Annotated in this window: 14 protein-coding genes and 1 riboswitch; of the genes, 4 read left to right on the top strand and 10 right to left on the bottom strand. The window is 55.3% G+C overall.

Features of this window, described 5'->3' with window-relative positions:
* Nucleotides 1–185 precede the first annotated feature (185 nt).
* Together ccmI and AUQ42_RS14985 are read right to left on the bottom strand one after the other, a co-directional pair.
* Nucleotides 186–1424 (bottom strand): c-type cytochrome biogenesis protein CcmI, encoded by a 1239-nt coding sequence (ccmI, locus tag AUQ42_RS14990; RefSeq protein ID WP_068519898.1) that lies wholly within the window; start codon nucleotides 1422–1424, stop codon nucleotides 186–188.
* A 22-nt stretch (nucleotides 1425–1446) separates the two neighbouring features.
* Nucleotides 1447–3429, bottom strand: a complete 1983-nt coding sequence (locus AUQ42_RS14985) for a heme lyase CcmF/NrfE family subunit (RefSeq protein WP_068519897.1) — start codon at nucleotides 3427–3429, stop codon at nucleotides 1447–1449.
* 235 nt (nucleotides 3430–3664) lie between these two features.
* On the opposite strand from AUQ42_RS14985, the gene AUQ42_RS14980 reads away from it, so the two are divergent.
* Entirely contained in the window at nucleotides 3665–4645 is a 981-nt protein-coding gene (locus AUQ42_RS14980) for a cation diffusion facilitator family transporter (protein WP_228196060.1), read from the top strand.
* Between the two features lie 82 nt (nucleotides 4646–4727).
* On the opposite strand, the gene AUQ42_RS14975 is transcribed toward AUQ42_RS14980, so the two are convergent.
* The 8 genes from AUQ42_RS14975 to AUQ42_RS14940 all read right to left on the bottom strand — a co-directional run bounded on the left by AUQ42_RS14975 (nucleotide 4728) and on the right by AUQ42_RS14940 (nucleotide 14677).
* Nucleotides 4728–5870 carry a ribonucleotide-diphosphate reductase subunit beta gene (locus AUQ42_RS14975; protein ID WP_068519895.1) on the bottom strand — a complete coding sequence of 381 codons (1143 nt, stop codon included), beginning with the start codon at nucleotides 5868–5870 and terminating at the stop codon, nucleotides 4728–4730.
* A 21-nt stretch (nucleotides 5871–5891) separates the two neighbouring features.
* Nucleotides 5892–8846, bottom strand: a complete 2955-nt coding sequence (locus AUQ42_RS14970) for a ribonucleoside-diphosphate reductase subunit alpha (RefSeq protein WP_068519894.1) — start codon at nucleotides 8844–8846, stop codon at nucleotides 5892–5894.
* 107 nt (nucleotides 8847–8953) lie between these two features.
* A riboswitch (cobalamin riboswitch) is annotated at nucleotides 8954–9179 on the bottom strand.
* Nucleotides 9180–9359: 180 nt separating this feature from the next.
* Entirely contained in the window at nucleotides 9360–10121 is a 762-nt protein-coding gene (locus tag AUQ42_RS14965; RefSeq protein WP_068519893.1) for a PhoH family protein, read from the bottom strand.
* A 338-nt stretch (nucleotides 10122–10459) separates the two neighbouring features.
* On the bottom strand, nucleotides 10460–11686 hold the full coding sequence (gene arsJ / locus AUQ42_RS14960; RefSeq protein ID WP_068520017.1) for an organoarsenical effux MFS transporter ArsJ: 1227 nt from the start codon (nucleotides 11684–11686) through the stop codon (nucleotides 10460–10462).
* Nucleotides 11687–11697: 11 nt separating this feature from the next.
* A complete protein-coding gene (locus AUQ42_RS14955) occupies nucleotides 11698–12714 on the bottom strand; it encodes an ArsJ-associated glyceraldehyde-3-phosphate dehydrogenase (RefSeq protein WP_068519892.1) in 1017 nt (338 codons plus the stop codon).
* 22 nt (nucleotides 12715–12736) lie between these two features.
* On the bottom strand, nucleotides 12737–13774 hold the full coding sequence (gene arsB / locus AUQ42_RS14950) for an ACR3 family arsenite efflux transporter (protein WP_068520014.1): 1038 nt from the start codon (nucleotides 13772–13774) through the stop codon (nucleotides 12737–12739).
* A 23-nt stretch (nucleotides 13775–13797) separates the two neighbouring features.
* Nucleotides 13798–14310 (bottom strand): arsenate reductase ArsC, encoded by a 513-nt coding sequence (locus AUQ42_RS14945; RefSeq protein WP_068519891.1) that lies wholly within the window; start codon nucleotides 14308–14310, stop codon nucleotides 13798–13800.
* 28 nt (nucleotides 14311–14338) lie between these two features.
* The gene (locus tag AUQ42_RS14940) at nucleotides 14339–14677 is read right to left on the bottom strand and encodes a helix-turn-helix transcriptional regulator (protein WP_068519890.1); all 339 of its coding nucleotides are present in this window, start codon (nucleotides 14675–14677) and stop codon (nucleotides 14339–14341) included.
* Nucleotides 14678–14836: 159 nt separating this feature from the next.
* Between AUQ42_RS14940 and AUQ42_RS14935 the strand changes: the two genes are divergently transcribed.
* The 3 genes from AUQ42_RS14935 (at nucleotide 14837) to AUQ42_RS14925 (ending at nucleotide 17988) form a co-directional block, all read left to right on the top strand.
* Nucleotides 14837–15202, top strand: a complete 366-nt coding sequence (locus AUQ42_RS14935; RefSeq protein ID WP_068519889.1) for a helix-turn-helix transcriptional regulator — start codon at nucleotides 14837–14839, stop codon at nucleotides 15200–15202.
* Between the two features lie 49 nt (nucleotides 15203–15251).
* Complete coding sequence (locus AUQ42_RS14930; protein ID WP_068520012.1) at nucleotides 15252–16289, top strand: permease; 1038 nt, start codon at nucleotides 15252–15254, stop codon at nucleotides 16287–16289.
* 103 nt (nucleotides 16290–16392) lie between these two features.
* Complete coding sequence (locus AUQ42_RS14925) at nucleotides 16393–17988, top strand: peptide chain release factor 3 (protein WP_068519888.1); 1596 nt, start codon at nucleotides 16393–16395, stop codon at nucleotides 17986–17988.
* The last annotated feature ends 45 nt before the right edge of the window (nucleotides 17989–18033 follow it).

Below are 18033 nucleotides of genomic sequence, written 5' to 3'. Positions count from 1 at the left end.
GGGATATTTTTATCACCGCCGTATCCGCCGGATTTCCGGGCGGATCATGATGGGTGAAAACGGGTGGTATCGCCCGGCTGGCAACGTGTCGGGGAATGGTTGCCAGGTTCATCAACTGCAAACAGTTTTACAGCGCCATTCCGCGAATTGCCAGCCCCGATCATCGGGAGCGGCTTGGTCGGGATCTAGTTTGCTGTGATCCCGATCTCTTTTGCCAATGCATCAAACCGGGTGACCAGATCGGGCTGATCGGCAAACACATCCGATGCCTTCTGATAGGCGGCCTGTGCCTTGTCCTGTTTCCCCAGCACCATATAGGCCTGCATCAGCCGTGCCCAGCCATCCGGATCGTCCGGATTGCCGTCAAGACGGTCAGCCAATCCATCGACCATCGAATTGATCATGTCCTGACGTTCTTCGGGTGTCATTTGCTGGGCGGCGGCGACATCGTCCTGGCTTGGACCATTGGATGGCGCGGCCTTTGCGACATCGAGTCTCCCTTCGATATCAATTCCCTGGGCAAGGGCGGCATCCTTGATCCGGGCAACCACCATCGGTAACCAGGCCGCATCAGCCGGGGCACTGTTGGCAAGCGCGATCCAGCGATCAACGGCCGCGGCAATATTGCCATCCTGTGCATCGGCAAGGCCCAGATAATACTGGATGCGCGGGTCGCCGCTTTGGGTTGTCGCGGCTTCTTTAAGGACACCGCGTGCGGTTGCATTGATCTGGCCATTGTCGCCCCGGATCAGGCTTTCGGCATACATGGCAAGATAATCGCCATCGCGATCAGACAGTTTGACGGCCTCAAGAAACGCAGTCTGTGCCTCGACCGGGCGGCCAAGCGCCATCAGGCTGGCGCCAAGAAGTTCCCACCCTTTAAGGTTTTCCGGATCGGCAATCAGCTTTTGCGAAAGATCACTGACCGCGCGGTTGAGTGCGGCAAGCCGGTCGCTATTGATCGATTCTGCCTGTTGGATGGCATTGATTTCATCAGCCCGGCTGGCAATCGGGCGGTCGGGCATATCGGGGCTGCCAAGATCAAGATAAAGCCCGAACCCGCCAATCAGAAACAGCACAATCGCAAGGGCGGAATATATCCGAAGTGACGGCTTGCCGATGCCGAATGTCGCACCACTTTCCCGGGCCTTGATGCGCTGATCCGCATTCAGGATACGGCGTTGTACTTCGATACGTGCCGCATTGGCCTGTTCGGTACTCAGGACGCCGCGTTCGATATCGCGCTCGATCTCGGCCAGTTGGTCGCGATAAACCGCAAGATCATGGTTCAGTTCGTTATTGCTGTTTTGATCGTCGTCATCAGACGCCGCATCGGCACCCGTTTCACGCTGACGCAGGACCGGCCAAAGGACAAAGCCCGCAACAAGAAGCGTAATGGCGGCAAGAACAATCCAGATGGTCATGAAGGTTTCCTAGCCCTGACGCTTATTCTGCGGGAACGGCTTTGGCCGCTGCCTTGTGGGAACGGGTCGGTGCGCCAATCCGGTAACGTCTGTCCGAAAGCGACATCAGCCCGCCAAACACCATGATCAGGCCGCCGGCCCACATCCACGGGATCATCGGTTTGACATAGAACCGCGTGATCCACTTGCCGCTTTCATCCTGATCGCCGATCACGGCATAGATATCGCCGGTAAAGCTTGATTGAATCCCGGCCTCGGTGGTGGGCATGCCTTCGACCGTATAGACACGTTTTTCCGGCGTCAGAATGACCGTGCGTTCACCCGGTGTGGCAATGGTGATGGTTGCTTCACGGGCGACAAAGTTCGGCCCCTGATATTCCCGGATCGCGCTAAGCGTAAAGGTATGATCCGCAATATGCGCACTTTCCCCGACCGCAAGCGACTGCACGGCTTCTTCGGTCCAGGCTTGTGATCCGGTAATCCCGGCAACCACGATTGCCACCCCGGCATGGGCCAGCATGGTGCCATGGGCCGAACGCGGAAGGTTCTTCATCCGGCGCAGACTGGTGGCGAACGGTTCGCGCAAAAGCTTGATCCGCCCGGCCCATTCAAGGATCGACCCGACAAACAGCCAGGTCGCCAGTCCAAGCCCGAACAGGGCAAAGGCCGGCCCGCCGGCAAGCCACAAGGTGACCAGAACGACCACAACCGTTGCCGCCAGCGCGATCTTGAGTTTGTTGAACACGCCCAAAAGGTCGGCACGTTTCCACGGCATCAGCGGGCCCAGTGCCATGGCAATGATGACCGGGGTCATGATCGGCACAAAGGTCGCGTTGAAGAACGGCGCACCTACCGAAATCTTTTCCCCGGTCACGGTTTCAAGCAACAGCGGATAAAGCGTGCCCAGCAACACCATGGCCGCCGCAATCGAAAGCAGCACATTGTTAAACACAAGTGCGCCTTCGCGCGAAATCGGCTGGAACAGTCCGCCACCCCGAAGGTTGGGCGCACGCCATGCATAAAGGCCAAGCGACCCGCCAACCGTAATAAACAGCAAGAACAGAATAAATACGCCGCGCGTCGGATCGGTGGCAAAGGCATGAACCGATGTCAGCGCCCCGGAACGCACCAGAAACGTCCCAAGCAACGAGAACGAAAAGGCCAGGATCGCCAAAAAGATGGTCCAGCTTTTCAGCGCATCACGCTTTTCAACCACAATCGCCGAATGCAACAGCGCCGTACCGGCAAGCCAGGGCATGAAGGATGCGTTTTCCACCGGATCCCAGAACCACCAGCCGCCCCAGCCAAGCTCGTAATAGGCCCACCAGGAACCAAGCCCGATACCGGCGGTCAGAAACACCCATGCCGCCAGCGTCCATGGGCGGACCCAGCGCGCCCATGCCGGATCAACCCGTCCTTCAATCAGGGCGGCGACTGCAAAGGCAAAGGCAACGGAAAACCCGACATAGCCCAGATACAGGAAGGGCGGATGGATGGCGATGCCCGGATCTTGCAGCAACGGGTTCATGCCCTCACCGTCAAGCGGCGGATTGATCACGCGCTCAAACGGGTTTGAGGTCAGAACGATAAACAGAATAAAGCCAACACCAATCAGCCCCATCACGCCCAGCACGCGGGCCAGAAGCGTTGGCGGAAGATTGCGCCCGAACGCGGCAACCGCACCACCAAACAGGGTCAGGATCATCACCCAAAGCAGCATCGATCCTTCGTGATTCGCCCACACACCGGTGATCTTGTAGATCATCGGTTTGGAGGTATGGCTGTTTGACAGAACATTGAGAACTGAGAAATCAGACGCCACATATGCATAGGTCAGCGCCAGAAAACTGGCGGCGACCAGTGCAAAACAGGTAATCGCCAGTCGCGGCGCCACCATCAAAAGAACCGGGTCTCTGCGCGATGCGGCCAAAAACGGCAAGGTCGACTGGGCGAGTGCCACAACAAGTGACAATATCAGTGCGTAATGTCCGATCTCTACAATCATTAGGTTCTCTCTTGTGCGCCCGATTGCGAGATATAATCCCTTAAAACAGGCTTGGAAACCTTGCGGAATATCAAATATGCGCTATTTGCTGCACAACGCTGGGCGAAAATATGGCAATAGTCATTACATATTATGCTCAAACAGGCTATAAAACCGCTGTCAGGTGGCAGATTGGGCGGCCAGAGGTCAACAACGTATGAGTCAATGTCCCGTCATTGACATAGCGCAGAAAGAAATGTGGGCACGTCGTGCAACGACGGCCTCCATTGTCATTGCTGCGACCCTGATCATCATCAAGGCGGTTGGCTGGTTCCTGACGGACTCGGTTAGTCTGCTGTCCTCCATGATTGATAGTATGCTTGATGTCGGCACGTCTGTGATCAACTTCATGGCGGTCCGTTCGGCATGGCGCCCGGCCGATCATGATCACCGTTTCGGCCATGGCAAGGCAGAACCCCTTGCCGGGCTGTTTCAGTCGGCCTTCATGATCGGGGCGGCTGTTCTGGTCCTGGCCGAGGCCGCATCAAGGCTCAATGAACCCAAACAGATTTCCTTTGCCTATGAAGGCATCTGGATCATGGCAGTGTCACTTGTCATGACAGTTGGTCTGGTACTGTTGCAGCGCAAGGCGGTGCGAATGTCGGGCTCGGTGGCGGTTGATGCCGATTCCATGCATTACAGCAGCGACATTCTGGCCAATCTTGCCGTGATCATTGCCCTGTTTGCCGGGGTATCCGGATTTGCCTGGGCCGATCCGGCAATCGGCGCACTGGTGGCAAGCTTCCTGCTGTTTTCCGCGATCAAGGTCGGACGCAATTCGGTCAAGGTCCTGATGGATGCGGAACTGCCCGATTCCGACAGCCAGCGCATTATTGAACTGACCATGAAAAACGCATCGGTGATCGGCATTCACCGCCTGCGCACACGGTCATCGGGCGTGCATCGCTTTGCCGAGATCGAACTGATCATGGATGGCGGGATGTTGATGCGCGAAGCCCACACCATCTGCCATCAGGTAATGGACAGCATCCGTTCCGAATATCCCGATCTTGATATCACCATCCATCCCGAACCGCCCGAAGACATCCATCTCGATGAATATAGCGGCTATACCGAAGACCCGGAATTCTGGCACACCGGTCGCGCCAAACGCGCCGGCCAACACGACATCCCGGTGTCCAACGCCGGAAGCGAAGTCGCCGCGATGGGGCGTTAACTGCCGAAAGACTAGGCTTGAATGAAAACGGCTGGAAACATGTTCCCAGCCGTTTTGTTTATGATGATGTTGGGTGTGGCTATCAGTCCCAGCTAAGCGCGCCGCCGTTCTGATATTCGATCACCCGGGTTTCAAAGAAGTTCTTTTCCTTTTTCAGATCCATGGCTTCTGACATCCAGGGGAATGGGTTCTCGACCTCGTTAAACACCGGGGCAAGGCCAAGCTGACCACAACGGCGGTTGGCGATGAAATGCATATATTGCTCACAGAGCTCGGCATTCAAGCCAAGGAAGCCATTGGGCATGGTGTCGCGTCCATAGGCCGCTTCAAGTTCGGCAGCGTCACGCAACATCGCACGAATTTCTTCCTGAAATTCCGCTGTCCAAAGATGCGGGTTTTCAGCCTTGATCTGGTTGATAACATCAATCCCGAAATTGAGATGGATGCTCTCGTCACGCAGGATATACTGATATTGCTCGGCAATACCGACCATCTTGTTGCGCCGGCCAAGTGACAGGATTTGCGCAAATCCGGTGTAAAACCACATGCCTTCAAACACGACATAGAAAGCCACAAGATCGCGCAGGAAATCCTGATCGCGTTCGGGCGTACCGGTTGCGAAGTTCGGATCATCAAGATGCTTGGTATAATGAAGCGCCCATGCCGCCTTGTCGGTAATTGACGGCACTTCGCGATACATGTTGAAAAGCTCGCCCTCGTCCAGACCCAGGCTTTCGACGATATACTGGAAGGTGTGGGTATGAACCGCTTCCTCGAAGGCCTGACGTAAAAGATACTGGCGGCATTCCGGGTTGGTCAGGTGGCGATAAATTGCCAGAACGATGTTGTTGGCAACAAGGCTTTCGGATGCGGCAAAGAAACCCAGATTACGTTTAAGCATCCGGCGTTCGTCTTCCGTCAGGCCATCGCGCGATTTCCATAATGCAATGTCGGCCTGCATGGAAACTTCGGTCGGCATCCAGTGATTGTTGCAACCCGCAAGGTACTTGTCCCAGGCCCAGCCGTATTTAAGCGGCAGAAGCTGGTTCACATCGGCACGCGAATTGATCATCGCCTTGTCACTGACCGTGACACGACCGCCGGAACGGTCAATCTCGCCAAGGCCGGTGGCATCATTTGTGCCATCACCGGTATCGGGCGAAACCGGGGCGTCGGGTGTGTGGTTGGACGCGATCGGGGCGTCGTTTTCAATCCAGTCAAGCATGGTTCTTCTTCCGGTTTCTGGTTACTGGCAGGCTTCGCAATCAGGGTCGTCAAGGGAACAGGCCTTGCCCCAGACGTCCCCGCCGGTAATCGCATCGGATGCGGCGCCCGCATCAATGACGGCGGATGGACTATTGCTGACTGCGGGCGCTGGTGCAGGTGCAGTGACAGGCGAAGGCGATGGGACAGGGCTTGCGGCTTGCGGGGCATTCACCACCGCATTCAGGCGACCATCGGTGCCCTTAAGTGTCGATTTCTCGACATGGGTTGCGGCACTTGATCGCAGGTAATAGGTGGTTTTAAGTCCGCGCAACCACGCCAGACGATAAAGATCATCAAGCTTTTTGCCAGACGGATTGGCGATATAAAGGTTCAGAGACTGCGCCTGATCAAGCCACTTCTGACGACGTGATGCCGCCTCGATCAACCAGGATGAATCAAGTTCAAACGCGGTGGCATAAAGCGCCTTGAGGTCATCGGGAATGCGGTCAATCTGGCCGATGCTGCCATCATAATATTTCAGGTCGGATATCATCACCTCATCCCAAAGACCGCGTTCTTTCAGATCACGGACAAGGGCAGCATTGACCACAGTGAAATCGCCAGACATGTTCGATTTCACAAACAGGTTGCGATAGGCGGGCTCAATTGACTGGCTGACGCCGCAGATATTGGAAATCGTTGCCGTCGGGGGGATTGCCATCGTGTTGGAATTACGCATGCCGGTGGTTTTGACCCGTTCGCGCAACCCATCCCAGTCCAGACGCTGGCTGCGGTCGACATCAAATTCGGCACGAACCTTGGCAAGCAGTTCAAGCGAGTCAATCGGAAGGATGCCCTTCGACCACAGTGATCCGTCGAAACTCTCATAGCGACCACGCTCGACCGCCAAATCAACCGATGCCGAAATGGCGTGGAAGGAAATGGCTTCCATGCTTTCATCGGCAAATGCGACGGCCTCTGACGAGGCATAGGCGATTTTCAGTTTCTGCAACGCATCCTGAAAACCCATCAATCCAAGACCAACCGGACGATGGCGCAGGTTGGAATAGCGTGCCTCCGGAATGGTATAGAAATTGATATCAATGACGTTATCCAGCATCCGCATTGCGGTTTTGACCGTTTGTGCCAGCTTGTCGTGATCAAGGCCGTCTTCGGTGACATGGGCCAGAAGGTTGATCGAACCAAGGTTACAAACCGCGACCTCGTCTGCCGATGTATTGAGTGTAATTTCCGTGCACAGGTTTGATGAATGCACCACGCCACGATGTTGTTGCGGGGACCGGATATTGCACGGGTCCTTGAAGGTGATCCATGGATGACCGGTTTCAAACAGCATGGTCAACATGCGCCGCCAAAGATCCACCGCGCGCACGTTTTTGAAATTCGTGATTTGGCCGCTATTGGCCTTGGCTTCATATGCCTCATACGCGGTCTTGAATTTCGCACCATAAAGATCATGCAAGTCCGGCGTGTCATCGGGCGAAAACAGGGTCCATGGCGCATCTGCCATCACCCGTTCCATGAACAGGTCCGGCACCCAGTTGGCCGTGTTCATATCATGCGTCCTGCGGCGGTCATCGCCCGTGTTCTTGCGCAGATCAAGGAACTCTTCGATATCGATGTGCCATGTTTCGAGATAGGCACAAACAGCCCCCTTGCGCTTGCCACCCTGATTAACCGCAATGGCGGTGTCATTGGCGACTTTCAGAAACGGAACCACGCCCTGGCTTTGACCATTGGTGCCCTTGATATGCGCGCCAAGACCACGCACTGGGGTCCAGTCATTGCCAAGACCGCCGGAATATTTCGCCAAAAGCGCGTTGTCCTTGACCGATTTGAAAATGCCATCAAGGTCATCGGGCACGGTGGTCAGGAAGCAGGATGACAATTGCGGGCGGCATGTCCCGGCATTGAACAGGGTCGGGGTCGATGCCATGAAGACAAAGGTGGAAAGCTGATCATAAAATTCGATTGCCTTGGCTTCGCGGTCGATCTCACGGATGGCAAGACCCATGGCAACCCGCATGAAAAAGGCCTGTGGCAGTTCAAACCGCGACCCTTTGACATGCAGGAAGTAACGGTCATAAAGCGTCTGAAGTCCCAGATACTGGAAGTTCAGATCGCGTTCCGGCTTGATTGCCGCCGCGATTTTTTTCAGGTCAAACTTTGACAATTCCGGATCAATCAGACCGGACTTGATGCCTGCCTTGATCGCGGCGGGGAAATAGGTCGCGTATCGTGCGCCCATCTCGGCCTGGGTGGCTTGTTCGGGCTGGTCGAAGACAAAGCTCAGGGCTTCTGTCCGAAGCTTGTCAAGTAACAGGCGTGCGCTGACAAAGGCGTAATTCGGTTCGCGCTCTACCAGTGTTCGGGCTGCCATGATCGGGGCAAGTGCCAATTCCCCGGTGGTGACACCGTCATAAAGGTTCTTTCTGGTTTCTTCCATGATCGGTGCTGTGCTGACGCCATCAAGGTCGCCACAGGCCTCGGCAATCACGGTCGCCAACCGGTCAATATCAAGCAACCTTTTGCTGCCGTCGGGCAGGGTGACATGAAGATCGGGCTGCCCGGCCCTTTTGCCTTTCTTGCGTGCATCAAGCTTGGCGCGTTCGCGCGCACGGTCTTCACGATACAGGACATAGGCGCGCGCAACCTTGTGATGTTCGCTGCGCATCAGGGCCAGCTCGACCTGATCCTGTATATCTTCGATCTGAAGGGTATGGCCCGGCGCGGCCCGCTTTAACAAGGTCGTGGTAACCTGATCGGCCAATCCATCGACAATGTCATGTACCCGATGTGATCCCGACGCGGTTTCGCCCTCGGCGGCAAGAAATGCCTTGGTCAGGGCTGTTTTGATTTTGGTTGCATCAAAGGCCGTGACCGATCCGTTGCGACGGATCACCTGATAGATGGTGTGTGAATTTGATGAAGGATCGGAAACGGCAGGCCGTTCCAACTCGACTGTTTCTGACATTGTAAGCCCCAATCATATGGGGGCAAAGGCCAAACGGAGGTATGCAGGGATGATTGGCGGTCTGCCAGTCAGATCACAAGCACTCCACCGGGACACCCCGCCCGTGAATGTTTACGTTCGCTCACGGCAGGTCTCCTGGCTTGCGGATCGATGCTTCATCCGGCCTTCCCGAAATGCCAAGCATTTCAGTGACCATGGTTGGATTAAAGCTAGCCGCTTACAGTTGCGGGGGCAGCTTCGGCATTGTCGTGCATATGCAAAACGCACCGAATTCCCTCTTAGCCTTCAAACCGATATGGTTCGGTAAGAAGGACCGTGATGCCTATATATTGGGTTCGGATTGAAAATTTCGTCAATATATATGTTTTCTTGACAGGTTTTACCGATCTCGGTGATCGGGCGCGAAGCCAAGAATTATCAGTCTATATAAGCAGACCCAAAAAGTGACGGGCCCTTTTGGGGCCCGTCCTTTTTTCTTCTTTGGTTTGCTGTGTCGGAACTTGATGACCGAAATCAGAGAACCGTAAGCATGCTTGCAACCAACGGATGGCGGACAATGTCCTTGTCGCGCAGCTGGACACAGGCGACATCTTCGACATTTTCAAGTCGTTCGGACATTTCCGAAAGACCCGACATTTCCGGCAGAAGGTCGGTCTGATCCGGGTCGCCGGTCAGGATCATGGTGGAATTCCAGCCCAGACGCGTCACCAGCATTTTAAGCTGCCCGTATGTGCAGTTCTGGGCTTCGTCGATGACGACGAAGGCATTGTTCAGGGTACGGCCACGCATATAGCCGATCGGGGCAATCTCAATCGTGCCGTCCGAAAGGTATGTGCGCAGGCGCTTGGTGCCAAGGCGATCATTAAGCGCGTCATAAAGCGGGCGAAGATAAGGTGCCATCTTGGCTTCGACATCGCCGGGCAGGAAGCCGATATTTTCGCCGGCTTCAACAGCCGGGCGGGCCAGAACGATACGACCGATATCACCCTTATCCAGGGCTTCGACCGCCTTGGAAACCGCGATATAGGTTTTACCGGTGCCTGCCGGGCCAAGGGCAAGGACCAGGTTGAAGGCATCAATGGCCTCCATCAATGCGGCCTGGTTTTCACTTTTCGGGCGGATGTTGCGGCGGTAGCTTTGATCGCGTTGTCCTTTCTGTTCTGCGGCTTCCCCCTGAAGCGGGTGCCAGTCAGCGTTCTTTTCATCAAACAGTTCATGGACATTGTTGTCGGACTGTTGCGGACGGTTACGACGGCGTGCTGCGCGCTTACCCATGACGATCACCTCATCAAATGTGCCAAAAAAGCAAAACGCGCCATTCCGTCATGGAAAGGCGCGCATTCAATTTTCATCTTGCGATGGAAGTGGCGGTAGGAGTTTCCGCCGGTCACAACATGTTGCATGTGCGATCCGGGGGGCGAAAATTCTCGTTGTAAGACGCTTTTTCGCGGCACTCGGGAACCCCTCCTGCGGTCCAGTGATTGACCGTTGATTGGAATCGTACCCCTATATGCAGTGTCTTGTCACGGTTTTTTGCACGATGAAATTTTCGTGAATCCGGATTGTGAGTCTTTTCAGTCATTTATCCCGCATCTGCGAAAGAACTTTTTTGTTCAACTCTGCGGTGTGACGGCGCTTCTTGCCGGAAGGGCGGCACTGATGATCCAGCTGATGGTCAAAAACGCAATCGACGTCACAAGACATCCGACCAGCCCGCCATAGGAATAGGCAACGCCCGACAGAATGGTCCCGCAAAGCCGCCCGATGGCATTGGACATGTAATAAAACCCGACATTCATCGCGACCTTGTCGCCATCGGCATAGGCAAGGATCAAATAGGAATGCAGTGACGAGTTCACGGCAAAGACAATGCCGAACACCAAAAGCCCGCCCAGAACTGCAAGTTGCGGCGCAATCCCCTGTGTGACGGCTGCGGCAATGGCAGTGGTCACCGCGATCAGGGCTGCGATCCAGAACCGGGCGGTGCGGCCATCGGGTTCGTGTGATCCGGCGCGCAGCATTTTGGGGGCGAAGGCCTGAATGAAGCCGTATCCAATCACCCAAAGCGCCATATAGGTGCCGACCTCGATATGGTTCCAGCCCAGTTCGGCTGCCAAAAACACCGGCAGGCCGACCACAAACCAGATATCACGCGACCCGAACAGGAAAAGCCGGGCCGCCGACAGGACGTTGATCTTGCGGTCACGCGAAAACACGTCACGGAATTTGGGTTTGATCTTTTCAGATGGTCCGGACATCGCATTGCCCAGTGACAGTGCAACCGCGATCAGCGTGATGGCAAGACCGACCGCCATGGCAAGCAACGCCCCGGAAAATCCAAGCCAGGACAAAAGCGCACCGCCCATGAAAAAGCCGACCCCTTTAAGGGCGTTTTTCGATCCGGTCAAAAGGGCAACCCATTTGAAAAGCGCGCCCCCGGCATCGGCAGGCACCAGAACCTTGATTGCCGATTTGCTCGACATCTTGGTCAGATCCTTTGCCACACCCGATGCGGCCTGAAGTCCCATGACATAGATAACCGAAATGGCCGGTGCCCAATCGGTCTGTGTTTGCGAAAGGGCGGCAAGCGATGCGATCTGAAGGATCAATCCGCTATAAAGGGTAAAGCGCAGCCCGCGTGTTTGTGCCAGCCATCCGCCAACCAGATTGGTTACAATCCCCGCCACTTCATAAAGGATGAACAGAAGGGCAATTTCAAATGCCGAATAGCCAAGGGCATGGAAATGCAACAGCACCAGCATCCGCAACGCCCCGTCAGTCAGGGTGAAGCCCCAATAGGCCCCGGTCACAAGTGCATAATTGCGAATGGCAGATGACATGATCGGCATTCCTAAAGCGATTGCGCGACTTTGGCAGCCAGATCCGCCATACGACAGACATAGCCCCATTCATTGTCATACCAGGCCAGTATTTTGACCTGTCGCTTGTCGATCACCATGGTCGATCCGGCATCAATGATCGAAGACCGGCTGTCATTAAGGTAATCAACACTGACCAGCGGGCGGTCTTCATAGCCCAGAATACCGGCAAGATAGGTTTCCGATGCCTCGCGCATCAGGCGATTGACCGTTTCAACATCGGTATCGCGCGCCACTTCAAACACGCAATCGGTCAGCGATGCGTTCAGAAGCGGCACACGCACGGCAATCCCGTTCAATTTGCCCGCCAATTCCGGATAAATCATCGTGATCGCGGTGGCGGACCCCGTGCTGGTCGGGATCAATGATTGCAGGCACGACCGCGCCCGGCGCAGGTCATTATGCGGAAGATCGACAATCGTCTGGGTGTTGGTGACATCATGGATGGTGGTGATCGAACCATGCTTAATGCCAAGTTGTTCATGCATGACCTTGACCACCGGGGCCAGACAATTGGTGGTGCAGCTTGCTGCGGTCAAAAGATGATGTGTCGCCGGATCGTAAAGGTCATCATTGACCCCATAGACGATATTAAGCGCACCTTCCTTGACCGGGGCGGCGACGATGACCTTTTTCACACCCTGATCAAAATAGGGCTGAAGCGTTTCGGGGGTTTTGAATTTGCCGGTGCATTCCAGAACGATGTCGCACCCCATGCCGGTCCAGTCGGTGTCGGCCGGTGTGGCGTTTTCGGAAAACGAAATCTTGTGGGTCTGATCAATCACCACCTGGTCATTGATGCAATCAACCCGGTTGGACCAGCGGCCATGAACCGAATCAAATTCCAGAAGATGGGCCGCGGTTTTGGCCCCGCCCCGGATTTCATTGATATGAACAAATTCAAGGTTCGGGTGGCCCCAGCCCGCCCGTAAAACCAGCCGCCCCATGCGGCCGAAACCGTTGATGCCGATGCGTATTTTCTTGCTCATCTCGATTACCTGAATGCGTGGATTACTTGTTTTGCGGGGCGGTGTCTGATGCGAACCAGCCACGTGACCGGTTGGCAATGGCAACCAGCGATAACATCACTGGCACTTCGACCAGAACGCCGACCACGGTCGCCAATGCCGCCCCCGATGAAAAGCCGAACAGACCAATGGCGGTGGCGACCGCCAGTTCAAAGAAGTTTGATGCACCGATCATCGCCGACGGGGCGGCAATCCTGTGCTCCACCCCCAGAAACTTGTTGGCGACATAGGCGATGGCAGCAATGAAATAGGTCTGCAAAATGATCGGCACGGCCAGAAGCGCGATGATGATCGGTTGGGCAATGATCTGTTGCCCCTGAAAGGCAAACAGCAAGACCAGAGTGCTAAGTAGTGCGATCATCGAAACCGGTTTGAGCCGGGCATCAAATGCATTGAAATGATCCATGCCGCCCTTCATTACCCGGTTTCGGATCACCTGACCGGCAATCACCGGAATGACGATAAAGGCGACGACCGAAATGGTCAGGGTTTCCCACGGAATGGTAATCGCCGAAATACCAAGCAACAGCGCAACAATCGGGGCAAAGGCGAAAATCATGATGGTGTCGTTAAGGGCCACCTGCGTCAGGGTGAAATTGGCATCCCCCTTGGTCAGGTGCGACCAGACAAACACCATCGCCGTGCATGGTGCCGCCCCCAAAAGGATCAGGCCCGCGATATAGCTTTCAATCTGGGCCTCGGGCAAAAGCGGGCGAAACAGAAACCCGATAAACAGCCAGCCAAGGGCCGCCATGGTAAACGGTTTGATCAGCCAGTTCACGCCAAGCGTCACGCCAATGCCGCGCCATTGCCGACCGACTTCGTGCAGGGCGCCAAAATCGACCTTCATCAGCATCGGCACGATCATCAACCAGATCAGAACCGTCACCGGCAAATTGATCTCATAGGCCGTCAGATTGCCGATCACCTGAAACAGGGCCGGAAACAGTTCGCCAAGCACAATGCCGGTCACGATGCTGACCGCGACCCAGACCGTAAGGTAGCGTTCAAACAATCCCATGGCGGCGGTGTCCTTTTCCTGTGTCATGCATCCTCGCGATCTGAAATATGGCCGATCCTGTCGATTTCCTTTTGCAGCGACAGGCGATCAAGTGACGCAAAAGGCAGGCTTGTGAAAATCGAAATCCGGTTGCGCAACATCCGATAGGTATCGGCAAAGGCCAGCCGTTTTTCGGCGTCGCTGCCGGTAACCGCGGCCGGGTCGGGTACACCCCAATGGGCGGTCATCGGGGATCCGGGAAAGATCGGGCAATCTTCATTGGCGGTGGCGTCGCAAACGGTGAAAACGAAATCAAACCTGATTTCGTCCTGCTCGGAATAGACTTCCATCCCCTTTGAGGAAAAGCTGCTGATATCGTGCCCAAGGCTGGTCAGAAGCTCCTGCGCATAGGGGTGAATTTCGCCTCGTGGAAAGGACCCGGCGCTAAAGCCAAAGAAATGATCGTGACCTTCCTTTTTCAGGATGGCTTCGGCCAGGATACTGCGCGCCGAATTGGCCCGGCACAGGAAAAGCACGTTATAGGTTCCACCAGACATGTGTTTGTCCCCTGAAAGGCAGATTGAATTAACAGCATTCTGTCTTTGGTGCCGTTACCGGTGCCAGCCCGCAAAGTTCCGGGCGCCCTTGACAGCAATCATCGGTCAGAAATCCCAGCAACGCCCGCATGGCGGCGGGCACAATGCGATAAATCATGGATCGGCCATCACGCGTGGCGGTGATCAGTCCCGCATTGCTCAATGTTGCCAGATGCGATGACATTGTGTTGTGCGGGATGCCGATCTGGCGTGCCAGTTCCCCTGCGGCCATGCCGGTTTCCCCGGTCGCAGCCAGCAAGCGAAAAGCAGCCAGTCTGTGTTCCTGTGCCAATGCGGCCAGGGCGGTAATTGCGTTGTTTGTGTCCATATGTCTGGAATTATCGACATATTGATCAATTGGCAAGTGACAATTGCGTGTCACGATGCTGTTTCAGGCCAAAAATCGAGTTTTATGATTTGGTATCAATACCTTATTCGCAGCGCAAAAATATGTTTAAATAACTAGAAATATAGTTATGATTGCGACATGAAAGAAAAAGACATCGCACCTGCCTTTGCGGCACTGGGTCATGAAGCCCGATTGAAAATCTATCGCCAACTGGTCAAGGCCGGACGCGATGGGCTGAATATCGGTGATATTGGCCGGTTGCTTGGATTGCCGGCATCGACCCTGGCGCATCATCTTGGCACGCTGGTTCAGGCCGGTCTTGTCACCCAGGAAAAGCAGGGCCGTGAAACCCGCAACCGGGCGGATTTTGATGTGATGCAAAATATCGTCGGCTTCATTGCCGATGAATGTTGCAGCGGTGTTGATCTTTCACCCCTGTCATCAGGCGGTTCCACAACCGAAACCGATGCCACAAGCAACAAGGATTCCAAGGCCCTTGCATAAGCGGGTCTTTTGTTTGGGATAATATAACTAATTTTCTAGGGATATGGATATGACTGCCCTGACATTGCAACTCCGCCGTCTCGGCGTTTCAGCCCGTCATTTTGACCGCGTTCTGCTGGCGGGATTGGCGATTTTGCTGGCGGTCTATCTGTTCGATCCTGCGCAACTGGTGCCAAGCATTGAATTCACCCTTGATGCCTTTATCGGGACCGCGCCCTATTTGTTGCTGTCGATCGCGATTGCTGCCTATGCCACGGCGAGCGGGGCGGATAACCTGATCTCGCGGGCCTTTGCCGGGCATCCGGTGCGCATGGTCTTTACCGCGGCCGCATTCGGGGCCTTGTCGCCGTTTTGTTCCTGCGGGGTTATTCCGCTGATTGCGGCCCTGTTGGCCATGGGGGTTCCGCTTGCCCCGGTTATGGCATTCTGGCTGGCATCGCCGGTAATTGATCCGGCAATGTTTGTTCTGACGGCGGGCACCTTGGGAACCGATTTTGCGGTGATCAAAATGATTGCCGCCATCGCGCTTGGTCTGATGGGTGGCTTTGTCACCATGTGGCTGGTGGGGCGCGGGTTCCTGTCTGATCCGCTGCGCGACGGGGTTGGCAATGGCGGATGCGGTGGGGCCAAGGTGCGCGCGCCCAAGGATGTCGTCTGGAAATTCTGGCAGGATGGCGACCGGGTGACCAGCTTCCGCAAATCGGCGCTTTCAAACATGATCTTCCTTGGCAAATGGATGGCTTTTGCCTTTTTGCTTGAAAGCATGATGGTGGCCTATGTTCCGGCCGAAAGTGTCAGCGGCCTGCTTGGCGGGGATGGCGTTGGTCCGATTGCCATTGCCACCCTTGTTGGTGTTCCGGCCTATTTGAACGGTTATGCAGCCCTTCCGGTGATGCAAGGCCTGATTGCCCAGGGCATGCAATCGGGGGCGGCGATGGCGTTTCTGGTCGCGGGCGGCGTGTCATCAATTCCGGCGGCGATTGCGGTGTTTGCCTTGGTGAAAAAGCCCGTCTTTGTCCTGTATCTGGCCTATGCGCTGGTCGGATCGTTCGCAATCGGGGTGATTTCGCAGATTTGGCTGGGCTGATTGCAGCCCTACATGCCCGATATGACGATTTCACGGTGGCATTGGGCGTAAAAATCGCTACATTGCGCGCCAAGAAATTCATATCGGATTAAAGTTGATAACCATGTCGATGATTGACCAGCAGGTATCGCGTCGCCGTACCTTCGCCATCATTGCCCACCCGGATGCGGGTAAAACGACCCTGACCGAAAAGCTGCTGCTGTTCGGGGGTGCCATTCAGATGGCCGGTGCGGTGAAGGCAAAAAAGGAACAGCGCGGCGCACGTTCGGACTTCATGAAGATCGAACAGGACCGCGGTATTTCCGTGTCTTCGGCTGTGATGACCTTCGAGTTTGAAAAGAACATCTTCAACCTGCTTGATACGCCGGGCCACGAAGACTTTTCCGAAGATACCTATCGCGTGCTGACCGCAGTTGATTCCGCCGTCATGGTGATTGACGGTGCCAAGGGTATCGAGGCCCAGACCCGCAAACTGTTTGAGGTCTGCCGTCTGCGTGATGTGCCGATCACGACGTTTGTCAACAAGCTTGACCGTGAATCCCGCGATCCGTTCGAACTGATTGATCAGATCGAACAGGACCTGGCCCTTGATGTGTCGCCGGTAACATGGCCGATCGGGTCGGGCCGTGATTTCCATGGCTGTTACGATGTGGTCAATGATCAGCTTCTGTTCATGGAAAAAGGCGGCAATGTCGTCAAGGAAGCCATCCCGATCAAAGGCCTTGATGATCCCAAGCTTGATGAACTGATCCCGGATTATCTTCTGGAAAAGCTGCGCGAAGAAGTCGAAATGGTGCGCGAAATCTGCCCGCCATTTGATTTGCAAAGCTATCGCGAAGGGCATCTGACCCCGGTCTTCTTCGGGTCGGCCGTCAATAACTTTGGCGTGCGTGAATTGTTGCGCGGCATTGGCGATATCGCCCCGACCCCGCGCCCGCAAGAAGCCGCAACCCGTCTGGTCGAAGCAGTCGAACCAAAGGTCGCTGGCTTTGTATTCAAGGTTCAGGCAAATATTGACCCGAACCACCGTGACCGTATTGCATTCATCCGTCTGTGTTCGGGCCATTTCAAACGCGGCATGAAGCTTAAACATGTCCGTGCAGGCAAACAGATGGCGGTGCATAACCCGATGCTGTTCTTTGCCAATGAACGTGACATTGCCGAAGAAGCATGGCCGGGCGACATTATCGGCATTCCGAACCACGGCACGCTTCGTATTGGGGATACCCTGACCGAGGGCGAAGACCTTCGCTTCCGCGGTGTTCCGGCCTTTGCCCCGGAATTGCTGCAGAAAGTCCGTCTTGATGACCCGCTTAAGGGCAAACACCTTCAGCGTGCCCTTGAACAACTTGCCGAAGAAGGCGCATCCCAGGTGTTTAAGCCGATGATGGGGGCTGACTGGATTGTCGGCGTGGTCGGGCAGCTTCAGTTCGAAGTTCTCAAGGAACGCATCGCGGCTGAATATGGCATCAAGGTCCATTTCGAACAGACCCCGGCCTATGCGGCGCGCTGGGTCATGGGCGATGATCCGCTTGAGATCAAGAAGTTCCGCGATTCAAACCAGTCAGCGCTGTTTGAAGACCATGACGACACACTGGTCTTTATCGCGCGTAACGCCTGGCACCTTGAAACCACGCAACGCGATTGGCCGAACCTTAAGTTCGAGTCCACCCGAGAACAAAACATGGTTGCTGCCTGATACAGGCATCCCTTCCAAATGCAAAAAGCCGCCCATCGTCGGGCG

Source organism: Thalassospira sp. MCCC 1A02491 (assembly GCF_001613785.1).
Classification (GTDB): domain Bacteria; phylum Pseudomonadota; class Alphaproteobacteria; order Rhodospirillales; family Thalassospiraceae; genus Thalassospira; species Thalassospira povalilytica.
Note: the sequence above shows the minus strand (reverse complement) of the source record. Positions and strands in the feature narration are given on the sequence as shown.